We start from the raw sequence: 12,338 nt of genomic DNA, 5'->3' as shown, positions 1-12,338 counted from the left end.
TCGGCGTTTCGGACCGTCCCATCGGCATCCGTCGTCACGGCGCGGGACCACCGCGCAGTGGCGACACGTAACTCGAGGCGAGAGGCCTTCGACGTGGCAGCACCGCAGAACTACCTCGCAGTCATCAAGGTCATCGGTGTCGGCGGCGGTGGTGTCAATGCCATCAACCGAATGATCGAGGTCGGTCTCAAGGGCGTCGAGTTCATCGCCATCAACACGGACGCGCAAGCGCTGTTGATGAGCGACGCCGACGTCAAGCTCGACGTCGGCCGCGAACTCACCCGCGGACTCGGGGCCGGGGCCAACCCGGCAGTCGGTCGCAAGGCGGCAGAGGACCACCGCGAGGAGATCGAGGAGGTCCTCAAGGGGGCCGACATGGTCTTCGTCACCGCCGGCGAGGGCGGCGGCACCGGCACCGGCGGCGCACCCGTCGTCGCCAACATCGCGCGCTCGCTGGGCGCCCTGACCATCGGCGTGGTCACCCGGCCGTTCACCTTCGAGGGCCGGCGCCGCGCCAACCAGGCGGAGGACGGCATCGCCGAGCTCCGCGAAGAGGTCGACACCCTCATCGTCATCCCCAACGACCGGCTGCTGTCCATCTCGGACCGCCAGGTCAGCGTGCTGGACGCGTTCAAGTCCGCCGACCAGGTGCTGCTCTCCGGCGTCCAGGGCATCACCGACCTCATCACCACCCCGGGCCTGATCAACCTCGACTTCGCCGACGTCAAGTCGGTCATGTCCGAGGCCGGTTCCGCGCTCATGGGCATCGGCTCCGCCCGCGGCGACGACCGCGCGGTGGCCGCGGCCGAGATGGCGATCTCCTCGCCGCTCCTGGAGGCGTCCATCGACGGCGCCCGGGGCGTGCTGCTCTCCATCTCCGGCGGGTCGGACCTCGGCCTGTTCGAGATCAACGAGGCCGCCCAGCTGGTCAGCGAGGCCGCGCACCCCGAGGCCAACATCATCTTCGGTGCCGTCATCGACGACGCCCTCGGTGACGAGGTCCGGGTCACGGTCATCGCGGCCGGCTTCGACGGCGGCCAGCCGCCCGCCCGGCGCGACAACATCCTCAGCGCGGGCTCGAACAAGCGCGAGGAGCCGGCACCCCCGGCGCGCTCCACCGAGAGCTCCCGCCCGGCGAGCGGCCTCGGCACCGTCCCGGTCCGGGAGGAGCCCGCCCCGGCCCCGGCCGCCGAGCCGGCCCCGGCGGCGTCCGACAGCTCCCTGTCGGTCACCCCGCCCGCGGTCCCGCCGGCCCGCCCGTACCCGGACACCTCGGCCGAGGAGCTCGACGTCCCGGACTTCCTGAAGTGACCGTGTGACGTGATAGGGCAGCACGACTCCGAGAACGGCGCGCACTTCGCCTTCACCGACCGGTGGGGCGGGGTGAGCGCCGTTCCGTACGAAGAGCTCAACCTCGGCGGGGCGGTCGGGGACGACCCCGGCGCCGTCGCCGAGAACCGCGGCCTGGCCGCGAAGGCGCTGGGGCTGGACCCGCGCGACGTGGTGTGGATGAACCAGGTGCACGGCCGGGACGTCGCCGTGGTCGACGGCCCCTGGGAGGCCGGCGCGCCGGTCCCCGCGGTGGACGGGATCGTCACCGCCCGGCGCGGGCTCGCCCTCGCCGTGCTCACCGCCGACTGCACGCCCGTCCTGCTGGCCGACCCGGTCGCGGGTGTGGCGGGCGCGGCGCACGCGGGCCGCCCCGGCATGGTCGCCGGGATCGTTCCGGCCACCGTGCAGGCCATGATCGCGCTCGGCGCCGACCCCGCCCGGATCGTCGCCCGTACCGGCCCGGCCGTGTGCGGACGCTGCTACGAGGTCCCCGCCGCCATGCGGGACGAGGTGGCCGCCGTCGTACCGGAGGCGTACGCCGAGACGAGCTGGGGCACTCCCGCGGTGGACGTGACCGCCGGCGTGCACGCCCAGCTCGGCGCGCTGGGCGTGCGCGACCGGCGCGCTTCGGGCGTCTGCACGCTCGAGTCGCGCGACCACTACTCGTACCGCCGCGACCGTACGACCGGGCGGCTCGCCGGACATGTCTGGTTGGACACCACGTGATGACGGACCGCAGGACCGAACTGGCCCAGAACCTCGCGCGCGTGGAGGAGCGCATCGCCGCGGCGTGCGCCGCCGCCGGCCGCCCGCGCGAGGAGGTGACCCTGATCGTGGTCACCAAGACCTACCCCGCCGGCGATGTACGGCTGCTGCACGAGCTGGGCGTCCGCCATGTCGCCGAGAACCGCGACCAGGACGCCGCTCCCAAGGCCGCCGCCTGCGCGGACCTCGACCTGACGTGGCACTTCGTGGGCCAGTTGCAGACCAACAAGGTCCGCTCCGTGGTGGGTTACGCCCACCAGGTGCAGTCGGTCGACCGGCTGAAGCTCGTCGGCGCACTCTCGTCCGCCGCGGAGCGCGCCGGGCGCGAGCTGGGGTGCCTGGTCCAGGTGGCCCTGGACGCCGAGGCCGGGGCGCGCGGCGACCGCGGGGGTGTCGCACCGGACGGGATCGAGGAGTTGGCCGCCGCGGTGGAGGCCGCGCCCGGCCTCCGGCTCGGCGGGCTGATGACGGTCGCCCCGCTCGCCGGTCCGTACGCCGGGCGCCAACGGGCCGCCTTCGACCGGCTGATGGAATTGGCGTCCCGCCTGCGCACGTCCCATCCTGCTGCGAACATGGTGTCAGCAGGGATGAGTGCGGACCTCGAGGACGCCGTGGCGGCCGGAGCGACACATGTACGCATCGGTACGGCGGTACTCGGAGACCGACCCCGGCTCGGGTAACGTCGCAAAGCAAGTCGGACCACAGCAGAAAATATGGTCATTTCCGCCGAACAGCGGACATGCCTTGTGGATCGCGGGCAGTTGGTGACGCAGTGCCCACTAATGGTGAGGGCGATCCACCACAGAGCGGAGGACTCAGAGAATGGCCGGCGCGATGCGCAAGATGGCGGTCTACCTCGGCCTCGTGGAGGACGATGGGTACGACGGCCGGGGCTTCGACCCCGATGACGACTTCGAACCCGAGCTGGAGCCGGAGCCCGAGCGCGACCGACGGCGCCACCAGCCCCCGCACCAGGCCGCCCACCAGGGACCGCACCAGGTCTCGCACCAGGCGGAGCGGGAGGAGCCGGTACGGGTGGTGACGCAGCCCCCCGTGCAGCGCGAACCCGTTCCGCTTCCCGCTGAAAGCGGACGTCCGGCGCGAATCGCACCCGTGGCATCCATCACACCTGAACGCCCGAGCCTGGAGAAGAACGCACCGGTGATCATGCCCAAGGTCGTGTCCGAGCGGGAGCCCTACCGCATCACCACGCTCCACCCCCGGACCTACAACGAGGCCCGTACCATCGGGGAACACTTCCGCGAGGGCACGCCCGTGATCATGAACCTCACGGAGATGGACGACACGGATGCGAAGCGACTTGTCGACTTTGCCGCCGGTCTCGTCTTCGGGCTGCATGGCAGCATTGAGCGAGTGACGCAGAAGGTGTTCCTGTTGTCGCCTGCTAACGTCGATGTCACGGCGGAGGACAAGGCCCGCATCGCAGAGGGCGGATTCTTCAACCAGAGCTGAGAGCACGACACCGGGAACGACCGGCCGGAGGGCCGGTGGACATGGGTTCAGGGGAGAGGGAAGCGCGGGATGAGCGTCGCACTACAAGTGATCTACATCGCTCTGATGTGCTTCCTTGTCGTCCTGATCTTCCGGCTGGTCATGGACTACGTCTTCCAGTTCGCCCGTTCATGGGAACCCGGGAAGGCGATGGTGGTCGTTCTTGAGGCCACCTACACTGTCACCGATCCACCACTGAAGCTTCTGCGGCGGTTCATCCCGCCGCTGCGTCTCGGGGGCGTGGCACTCGACCTGTCCTTCTTCGTTCTGATGATCATCGTCTACATCCTGATCTTCATCGTGAACAGCTTCATGATGAGGGTGTAGCGATACGGTCCTGCCGACTGCCGACGACTACGTAGAGGTGAAGGAAAGATGCCGCTGACCCCCGAGGACGTGCGGAACAAGCAGTTCACGACCGTCCGCCTCCGAGAAGGCTATGACGAGGACGAGGTCGATGCCTTCCTCGACGAGGTCGAAGCCGAACTGACGCGACTGCTCCGTGAGAACGAGGACCTGCGCGCCAAGCTGGCCGCCGCCACGCGCGCGGCCGCCCAGAACCAGCAGCAGCAGGGCATGCGCAAGCCTCCGGAGCAGCAGGACCGCCCCGTGGGTCCCGGCGCCCCCGTGCCCGCCGGGATATCGGGTCCGCCGGTCCAGCAGCAGCCGCCGCAGATGGGTCCGCCCCAGCTGCCCGGCGGAGCGCCCCAGCTGCCGGCCGGTCCCAGCCACGGTGGCCCGCAGGGCGGCCCGATGGGCCCCGGCCCGATGCAGGGCGGTCCCATGGGTGGCCCGATGGGCGGCCCCATGGGCGGTCACGGCCCGCAGATGCCCCAGCCCGGCCAGGGCCCCGGCGGCGACAGCGCGGCCCGCGTCCTCTCCCTCGCCCAGCAGACGGCCGACCAGGCGATCGCGGAGGCCCGTTCCGAGGCCAACAAGATCGTCGGCGAGGCCCGTTCGCGCGCCGAGGGCCTGGAGCGCGACGCCCGCGCCAAGGCCGACGCCCTGGAGCGGGACGCCCAGGAGAAGCACCGCGTCGCGATGGGCTCGCTGGAGTCGGCCCGCGCCACGCTGGAGCGCAAGGTCGAGGACCTGCGGGGCTTCGAGCGCGAGTACCGTACGCGCCTGAAGTCGTACCTGGAGAGCCAGCTCCGCCAGCTGGAGACCCAGTCCGACGACTCGCTGGCCCCGCCGCGGACCCCGTCCGCCGCGCCGTCGCTGCCGCCGTCCCCGTCGATGGCGTCCGCGGGCGCGGGCGCCCCGTCGTACGGCGGCAACCAGACCATGGGCGGCGGCCCGTCGATGGGCGGTGGCCCGTCCTACGGCGGCCAGCAGCAGATGTCGCCCGCGATGACGCAGCCGATGGCACCGGTGCGGCCGCAGGCGCCGCAGCCGATGCAGCAGGCGCCGTCGCCGATGCGGGGCTTCCTCATCGACGAGGACGACAACTGAGGCGGGCGCCGAGCGCGTAGCCGTCGGCAGGCAGTCGGGCCGGGGCCCGGGACGAACACCGTCCCGGGCCCCGGCCCGTTCGTACGTGGCCCCACCGACGACCCGCAGTCGGCGACGCGCCGGGGTGGGGCCGTGCAGGGTCGCCCCCGCAGCGGTTGGCGGCGAGTGACGGCACCCTTTCCGGCTGGGTGCCCCGCCGACCGCGAGGAGGCGAGCCCGGAGGGGCCCCGCCCCACCCCCACCGGGGTGCACCGCACCGCCGAGGCACCGCCCTCGGGGGCACCCGTTGTGCCCACCCTCCCCCAAGCTCTCGGCTTCGCTCGAGCAGGGGGGACCCCCATCGCCCTGCGGGACGACTGCCCACAACGGGGGGCCGGGCACCGTGGGGGGTGCCCGGCCGCCGGGTGGGTCAGGCCTTGCGGAGGCGGAACGTGAGCGACAGGCCCTCGTCGGTGAACGGGGCGCCGTACGTGTCGTCCGCGTCGGCGGACGAGAAGTCCGTCGCCAGCACCTCGTCGGCGATCAGCTCCGTGTGGTCCGCCAGCGCCGCGACGACCTCCGGGTCGGTGGACTCCCAGCGCAGGGCGATCCGGTCGGCGACGTCCAGGCCGCTGTTCTTGCGGGCCTCCTGGATCAGGCGGATCGCGTCCCGGGCCAGGCCGGCACGGCGCAGCTCCGGGGTGATCTCCAGGTCCAGGGCGACCGTGGCCCCCGCGTCGGAGGCGACCGACCAGCCCTCGCGCGGCGTCTCCGTGATGATCACCTCGTCCGGGGCGAGCGTGATCGTCTCGCCGTTCACGTCGAGCGTGGCCTCCCCGTCGCGCAGCGCGAGCGACAGCGCCGCGGCGTCGGCGGCGGCGACCGCCTTCGCCACGTCCTGGACGCCCTTGCCGAACCGCTTGCCGAGGGCCCGGAAGTTGGCCTTGGCGGTGGTGTCGACGAGGGAGCCGCCCACCTCGGAGAGGCTCGCCAGCGAGGATACGTTCAGCTCCTCCGTGATCTGGGCGCGCAGCTCCGGGGACAGTGTCTCGAAGCCCGCGGCGGCGACCAGGGCGCGGGAGAGCGGCTGGCGGGTCTTGACGCCCGACTCCGCGCGCGTGGCGCGGCCCAGCTCGACCAGGCGGCGCACCAGCGCCATCTGCGTGGACAGGGTGGGGTCGATGGCCGACAGGTCGGCCTCCGGCCAGCTGGACAGGTGCACCGACTCGGGCGCGTCCGGGGTGACCGGGACGACCAGGTCCTGCCACACGCGCTCGGTGATGAACGGCGTGAGCGGGGCCAGCAGCCGGGTGACGGTCTCGACGACCTCGTGCAGCGTGCGCAGGGCCGCCTTGTCGCCCTGCCAGAAGCGGCGCCGGGAGCGGCGTACGTACCAGTTGGAGAGGTCGTCGACGAAGGCGGACAGCAGCTTGCCGGCGCGCTGGGTGTCGTACGCCTCCATGGCCTGCGTGACCTGGTCGGTCAGCGCGTGCAGCTCGGACAGGAGCCAGCGGTCCAGGACGGTGCGGTCGGCCGGGGCCGGGTCGGCCTCGCCGGGCGCCCAGCCGGAGGTGCGGGCGTACAGGGCCTGGAAGGCGACCGTGTTCCAGTACGTGAGGAGCGTCTTGCGGACCACTTCCTGGATGGTGCCGTGGCCCACGCGGCGGGCCGCCCAGGGCGAGCCGCCGGCCGCCATGAACCAGCGGACCGCGTCGGCGCCGTGCTGGTTCATGAGCGGGATGGGCTGGAGGATGTTGCCCAGGTGCTTGGACATCTTCCGGCCGTCCTCGGCGAGGATGTGGCCGAGGCAGACGACGTTCTCGTACGACGACTTGTCGAAGACGAGCGTGCCGACGGCCATCAGGGTGTAGAACCAGCCGCGGGTCTGGTCGATGGCCTCCGAGATGAACTGCGCCGGGTAGCGCTTCTCGAACAGGTCCTTGTTCTTGTACGGGTAGCCGTACTGCGCGAAGGGCATCGACCCCGAGTCGTACCAGGCGTCGATGACCTCGGGGACGCGGGTGGCCGTCGCCCGGCAGGTGGGGCAGGGGAAGGTCACCTCGTCGATGTACGGGCGGTGCGGGTCGAGGCCCGACTGGTCGGTGCCCGTCAGCTCGGACAGCTCGGCGAGCGAGCCGACGCAGGTGAGGTGGTCGTCCTCGCAGCGCCAGATGGGCAGCGGGGTGCCCCAGTAGCGGTTGCGGGAGAGCGCCCAGTCGATGTTGTTCGTCAGCCAGTCGCCGAAGCGGCCGTGCTTGACGGAGTCCGGGAACCAGTTGGTGTTCTCGTTCTCCTGGAGCAGGCGGTCCTTGACGGCCGTGGTGCGGATGTACCAGGAGGGCTGCGCGTAGTAGAGCAGCGCGGTGTGGCAGCGCCAGCAGTGCGGATAGCTGTGCTCGTACGCGATGTGCTTGAAGAGCCGCCCCCGGGCCTGGAGGTCCGCGGTGAGGTCCTCGTCGGCCTTCTTGAAGAACTGGCCGCCGACCAGCGGCACGTCCTCCTCGAAGGTGCCGTCGGGGCGCACCGGGTTCACCACGGGCAGGCCGTAGGCGCGGCACACCTTGAGGTCGTCCTCACCGAAGGCGGGGGACTGGTGGACCAGACCCGTGCCGTCCTCGGTGGTGACGTACTCGGCGTTGACGATGTAGTGGGCGGGGGCCGGGAACTCGATCAGCTCGAAGGGGCGCTCATAGGTCCAGCGCTCCATCTCGGCGCCGGTGAAGGACTGGCCGGTGGCCTCCCAGCCCTCGCCGAGGGCCTTCTCCAGGAGCGGCTCGGCGACGACCAGCTTCTCCGTGCCGTCGGTGGCGACCACATAGGTCACCCCGGGGTGGACGGCGACGGCCGTGTTGGAGACCAGCGTCCAGGGGGTCGTGGTCCACACGAGCAGGGCGGCCTCGCCGGCCAGGGGGCCGGAGGTCACCGGGAAGCGGACGTAGACCGAGGGGTCCACGACCGTCTCGTAGCCCTGGGCCAGCTCGTGGTCGGACAGGCCGGTGCCGCACCGGGGGCACCAGGGGGCGACGCGGTGGTCCTGGACCAGCAGGCCCTTGCCGAAGATCTCCTTCAGGGACCACCAGACCGACTGGACGTACTCCGGGTCCATCGTCCGGTACGCGTCGTCCAGGTCGACCCAGTAGCCCATGCGGGTCGTCAGCTCGGCGAACGCGTCGGTGTGGCGGGTCACCGACTCCCGGCACTTGGCGTTGAACTCGGCGATGCCGTACGCCTCGATGTCCTTCTTGCCGGAGAAGCCCAGCTCCTTCTCGACGGCCAGCTCGACCGGCAGGCCGTGGCAGTCCCAGCCTGCCTTGCGGGCCACGTGGTAGCCGCGCATGGTGCGGAAGCGGGGGAACACGTCCTTGAAGACGCGGGCCTCGATGTGGTGGGCGCCGGGCATGCCGTTGGCGGTGGGCGGGCCCTCGTAGAAGACCCACTCGGGGCGGCCCTCGGACTGGTCGAGGGACTTCTGGAAGACCTTCGCCTCGCGCCAGAAATCGAGCACGGCGTGCTCGAGCGCGGGCAGGTCGACCTGGGCGGGTACCTGGCGGTACTGCGACATCGAAACCTCCGGCGGACTGTTGCTCGTTCCGTCGGAGGGACGAGAGCGCCCGCGCTGGCGCGGCTCCCGCGGTACCACCCTCCTTGGCCCCGGGCGCCTCGTGGGCGTCCTGAGCCCCCTCATTGGGGTCGCGATGCCGGTTCTACTGGCCCCCGGGCGTCCCGCGGGCGTTCTTCCGGCGGCTCCGGGGTGATGCTTCACATCGGGCTCGCCCCCGGGCTCTCACCGTCCCCGGGTCGCTCATGGCTGCGTACGACGCTACTCGTCCCCATCCAAGCCTTTCGCTGCGCCCAAGTGTACGGGCCCACCCGGACAGCGGCCGACCGCATTTCGCACTGACCCGAATGGCCACCCGCGCACCACCGGGCCGGAGGCCGGGCCGGGGCCGGTTTCCCGGCGGATTACCGGGCGGGGAGCTGGGCACAACGGATGCAGGCCGTCCTTGCCGGGGGCATGGGGCCTGCGCACGGGCGGCGTGCCCCGTTGCCGCGGGGCCCGAGTCGATTTATCGTCCCAGCACGATTCGCGAGCAAGATCACAATATGTGAAGGGGCCGCGAGATGGTGGCGAAGAAGACCGCCGCGAAGAAGACGGCGTCCGGCAGATCCACCGCCACCCCCACGGGCTCGGCGGCCAAGGACACGGCGGGGAAGAAGAGCACGGCGTCGGCCGCGGCCCGGGACGCGGCGGCGCCCGCCGCGTCCCGCACGCGCGCGTCCACCGCGTCCGGGGACGCGCCCCCGCGGGCGAAGGCCCGCCCCCGGAAGACGGCCGCCGCGGACGAGGCCCCGCCGGCGCCCGCCAAGAAGGCGGCCCCGGCCAAGAAGTCGGCCCCCGCCACGAAGAAGACCGCGGCCAAGAAGGCACCCGCCAAGAAGGCACCCGCCGAGAAAACGGCCGCCAAGAAGGCACCCGCCAAGAAAACAGCCGCCAAGAAGACGGCCAAGGCACCCGCCAAGAAGACAGCCACCACCAAGGCACCCGCCAAGACCACCACCAAGGCGACTGCCAAGACCACCACCGCCAAGACCGCCGGCCGTGCCGGCAAGAAGGCTTCCGCCGAGCAGGCGGAGAAGCGCGTGGCCGCCAGGGCCACGCATCAGGCCGCGCCCGCGGCCGAGGGGGCGGCCCAGGCCGCGGAGAAGACAGGAGCCAGGAAAGTGGCAGCGAAGAAGACCGCGGACGTGACCACGGCGCCGGCCTCGGCCGTACCGCCCGCCCGGGGCATCGCCGACACGGCGCCCGAGGAGCTCCCCGTACGGCCCGGGGAGGACCCCTGGAGCGCCGAGGAGGTGGCCGAGGCCCGGGCGGAGCTGGAGGGCGAGGCGGCCCGCCTGCAGGCCGAGCTGCTGGCCTCCGAGCAGGCGCTGTCCGGACTGATGCGCGACTCGGGGGACGGCGCCGGGCACGACGAGGCGGACACCGGGACCAAGAACATCACGCGGGAGCACGAGCTGGCGCTCGCGGCCAACGCCCGGGCCACCCTGGAGCAGATCGAGCACGCCCTGGAGCGGCTCGCCACCGGGACGTACGGTCTGTGCGAGGTGTGCGGCAAGCCCATCGGCAAGGCCCGTATGCAGGCGTTCCCGCGCGCCACCCTGTGCGTGGAGGACAAGCAGAAGCAGGAACGGCGCGGCTGAACCCGTACGTGTGTGCCGTACCCTCGTGCACAGTAGGCACCTAGGTTGAGGGACTCACGTGGCAGAGGCGGAGCGCATCATCGGTACGCCGGATGTGGACGACGAGGCTGCGGCGCCCGCCGAGCGGCCCCGGGGCAGGCGCCGGATCATGGCGCTGTTCTTCGTGGCCCTGGTGGCGTACCTGCTCGATCTCGGCAGCAAGATGCTCGTGGTGGCCAAGCTGGAGCACCACGAGCCGATCCAGGTCGTCGGTGACTGGCTGCGGTTCGTGGCGGTGCGCAATCCGGGTGCGGCGTTCGGCATGGGCGAGGCGTTCACGGTGATCTTCACCTGTATCGCCGCGACGGTCATCGTGGTGATCATCCGGCTGGCGCGCAAGCTCTACAGCCTGCCCTGGGCGATCGCGCTGGGCCTGCTGCTCGGCGGGGCGCTGGGCAACCTCACCGACCGGATCTTCCGCTCGCCCGGCGTCTTCGAGGGCGCGGTCGTCGACTTCATCGCGCCCGCGCACTTCGCCGTGTTCAACCTGGCGGACTCGGCGATCGTGTGCGGCGGCATCCTCATCGTGATCCTGTCGTTCAGGGGCCTGGACCCCGACGGGACCGTCCACAAGGACTGACAAGGCATACTCGACGGGTGAGCACGCTTCCCGAGATCCGTACGCTGCCCGTTCCCGATGGCCTGGAGGGCGAGCGCGTCGACGCCGCCATCGCCCGTATGTTCGGGTTTTCCCGCACCAAGGCGGCCGAGCTGGCCGCCGCCGGGAAGGTGCTCGTGGACGGCGCCGCCGTCGGCAAGTCCGAGCGGGTCAGCGGCGGCGCGTGGCTGGAGGTCGAGATGCCCGGCGCCCCGGCGCCCGTGCAGATCGTCGCCGAGCCCGTCGAGGGCATGGAGATCGTGCACGACGACGACGACATCGTGGTGATCGTCAAGCCCGTCGGCGTGGCCGCCCACCCCAGCCCCGGATGGACCGGGACGACCGTGATCGGCGGCCTCGCGGCGGCCGGGTACCGGATCTCGACGTCCGGCGCGGCCGAGCGGCAGGGCATCGTCCACCGCCTCGACGTCGGCACGTCCGGGCTCATGGTGGTGGCCAAGTCGGAGCGGGCGTACACGCTGCTCAAGGCGCAGTTCCGGGGCCGTACGGTCGACAAGCGCTACCACGCGCTCGTGCAGGGCCACCCCGACCCGCTGAGCGGCACCATCGACGCGCCGATCGGGCGCCACCCCCAGCACGACTACAAGTGGGCCGTCACCGCCGACGGCAAGCCCTCGGTGACGCACTACGACCTGATCGAGGCGTACCGCGCGGCCTCCCTGCTGGACATCAAGCTGGAGACCGGGCGCACGCACCAGATCCGCGTCCACATGTCGGCCCACCGCCACCCGTGCGTCGGCGACCTGACCTATGGCGCCGACCCGACGATGGCGAAGCGGCTGCGGCTGACCCGGCAGTGGCTGCACGCCGTGCGCCTGGGCTTCGAGCACCCCGCGGACGGCCGCTGGGTCGAGTTCGAGAGCACCTACCCGGACGACCTCCAGGACGCCCTCGACCGCATCGCGGCGGAGAGCCAGTGAGTGAGTTCGCCGTACGGGAGGCCCTGACCGAGGCCGACCGGGAGGCCGGGTTCGCCGTGCGCCGGGAGGTCTTCGTCGGCGAGCAGGGCGTCCCCGAGGAGATCGAGTACGACGCGTACGACGCGACCGCGGTGCATGTGCTGGCCGTCCGCCGCGCCGACGGGGCCGCCCTGGGGACCGGCCGGCTGCTGTACGGGGCGGACGCGGCCGGCAAGACCGGCGGCGCCGAGGGCGTCGGGTCGCTGGGCCGCCTCGCGGTGAGCCGGGCCGCGCGCGGCCTCGGGGTCGGCGCGGCGCTCGTCCGGGCCGTCGAGGACGCCGCACGCGCGCGTGGCCTGACGGCGGTGGACCTGCACGCCCAGACCCACGCCCTCGGCTTCTACGAGCGGCTGGGGTACGAGGCGTACGGCGGCGAGTTCCCGGACGCGGGCATCCCGCACCGCGCGATGCGCCGGGTGCTGTGACCCGTCTGGCAGGCTTGACCTCCTGATCTTGACGGAGTGAACGGCCGGAGGGCG

General features: G+C 72.0%; 11 protein-coding genes. 10 read left to right on the top strand and 1 reads right to left on the bottom strand.

Annotated features, from left to right (window positions below; genetic code table 11):
* The first annotated feature begins 93 nt into the window (after positions 1-93).
* From ftsZ to ACF08D_RS06690, 6 genes are all read left to right on the top strand, one after another.
* On the top strand, positions 94-1,311 hold the full coding sequence (gene ftsZ, locus ACF08D_RS06715) for a cell division protein FtsZ (protein WP_392221470.1): 1,218 nt from the start codon (positions 94-96) through the stop codon (positions 1,309-1,311).
* 9 nt (positions 1,312-1,320) lie between these two features.
* Positions 1,321-2,058 (top strand): peptidoglycan editing factor PgeF, encoded by a 738-nt coding sequence (pgeF, locus tag ACF08D_RS06710; RefSeq protein ID WP_392221469.1) that lies wholly within the window; start codon positions 1,321-1,323, stop codon positions 2,056-2,058.
* Entirely contained in the window at positions 2,058-2,777 is a 720-nt protein-coding gene (locus ACF08D_RS06705; protein WP_392221468.1) for a YggS family pyridoxal phosphate-dependent enzyme, read from the top strand. The genes pgeF and ACF08D_RS06705 overlap by 1 nt, the downstream gene beginning before the upstream one ends.
* 142 nt (positions 2,778-2,919) lie before the next feature.
* On the top strand, positions 2,920-3,570 hold the full coding sequence (gene sepF / locus ACF08D_RS06700) for a cell division protein SepF (protein ID WP_392221467.1): 651 nt from the start codon (positions 2,920-2,922) through the stop codon (positions 3,568-3,570).
* Between the two features lie 69 nt (positions 3,571-3,639).
* A complete protein-coding gene (locus ACF08D_RS06695) occupies positions 3,640-3,936 on the top strand; it encodes a YggT family protein (protein ID WP_392221466.1) in 297 nt (98 codons plus the stop codon).
* A 48-nt stretch (positions 3,937-3,984) separates the two neighbouring features.
* The gene (locus ACF08D_RS06690) at positions 3,985-5,061 is read left to right on the top strand and encodes a DivIVA domain-containing protein (protein ID WP_392221465.1); all 1,077 of its coding nucleotides are present in this window, start codon (positions 3,985-3,987) and stop codon (positions 5,059-5,061) included.
* A 409-nt stretch (positions 5,062-5,470) separates the two neighbouring features.
* Here ACF08D_RS06690 and ileS read toward each other — a convergent pair whose 3' ends face one another.
* Entirely contained in the window at positions 5,471-8,602 is a 3,132-nt protein-coding gene (gene ileS, locus ACF08D_RS06685; RefSeq protein WP_392221464.1) for an isoleucine--tRNA ligase, read from the bottom strand.
* 560 nt (positions 8,603-9,162) lie between these two features.
* On the opposite strand from ileS, the gene ACF08D_RS06680 reads away from it, so the two are divergent.
* From ACF08D_RS06680 to ACF08D_RS06665, 4 genes are read left to right on the top strand one after another with little or no spacing between them, the layout of a single operon-like run.
* Positions 9,163-10,242, top strand: coding sequence for a TraR/DksA family transcriptional regulator (locus ACF08D_RS06680; protein ID WP_392221463.1), 1,080 nt, complete (start codon positions 9,163-9,165; stop codon positions 10,240-10,242).
* A 58-nt stretch (positions 10,243-10,300) separates the two neighbouring features.
* Positions 10,301-10,861, top strand: a complete 561-nt coding sequence (lspA, locus tag ACF08D_RS06675) for a signal peptidase II (protein WP_392221462.1) — start codon at positions 10,301-10,303, stop codon at positions 10,859-10,861.
* A gap of 17 nt (positions 10,862-10,878) precedes the next feature.
* Positions 10,879-11,820, top strand: coding sequence for an RluA family pseudouridine synthase (locus ACF08D_RS06670; RefSeq protein ID WP_392221461.1), 942 nt, complete (start codon positions 10,879-10,881; stop codon positions 11,818-11,820).
* Positions 11,817-12,284 carry a GNAT family N-acetyltransferase gene (locus ACF08D_RS06665; protein ID WP_392221460.1) on the top strand — a complete coding sequence of 156 codons (468 nt, stop codon included), beginning with the start codon at positions 11,817-11,819 and terminating at the stop codon, positions 12,282-12,284. The genes ACF08D_RS06670 and ACF08D_RS06665 overlap by 4 nt, the downstream gene beginning before the upstream one ends.
* The last annotated feature ends 54 nt before the right edge of the window (positions 12,285-12,338 follow it).

The organism is Streptomyces sp. NPDC015131, from assembly GCF_043079975.1.
Classification (GTDB): domain Bacteria; phylum Actinomycetota; class Actinomycetes; order Streptomycetales; family Streptomycetaceae; genus Streptomyces.
Note: the sequence above shows the minus strand (reverse complement) of the source record. Positions and strands in the feature narration are given on the sequence as shown.

What these genes read in the sequence shown, in the direction of transcription:
- ACF08D_RS06705 (WP_392221468.1), top strand. Translation starts at nt 2,058, where the DNA reads ATGACGGACCGCAGGACCGAACTGGCCCAGAACCTCGCGCGCGTGGAG.
- sepF (WP_392221467.1), top strand. Translation starts at nt 2,920, where the DNA reads ATGGCCGGCGCGATGCGCAAGATGGCGGTCTACCTCGGCCTCGTGGAG.
- ACF08D_RS06695 (WP_392221466.1), top strand. Translation starts at nt 3,640, where the DNA reads ATGAGCGTCGCACTACAAGTGATCTACATCGCTCTGATGTGCTTCCTT.
- ACF08D_RS06690 (WP_392221465.1), top strand. Translation starts at nt 3,985, where the DNA reads ATGCCGCTGACCCCCGAGGACGTGCGGAACAAGCAGTTCACGACCGTC.
- ileS (WP_392221464.1), bottom strand. Translation starts at nt 8,602, where the DNA reads ATGTCGCAGTACCGCCAGGTACCCGCCCAGGTCGACCTGCCCGCGCTC.
- ACF08D_RS06680 (WP_392221463.1), top strand. Translation starts at nt 9,163, where the DNA reads ATGGTGGCGAAGAAGACCGCCGCGAAGAAGACGGCGTCCGGCAGATCC.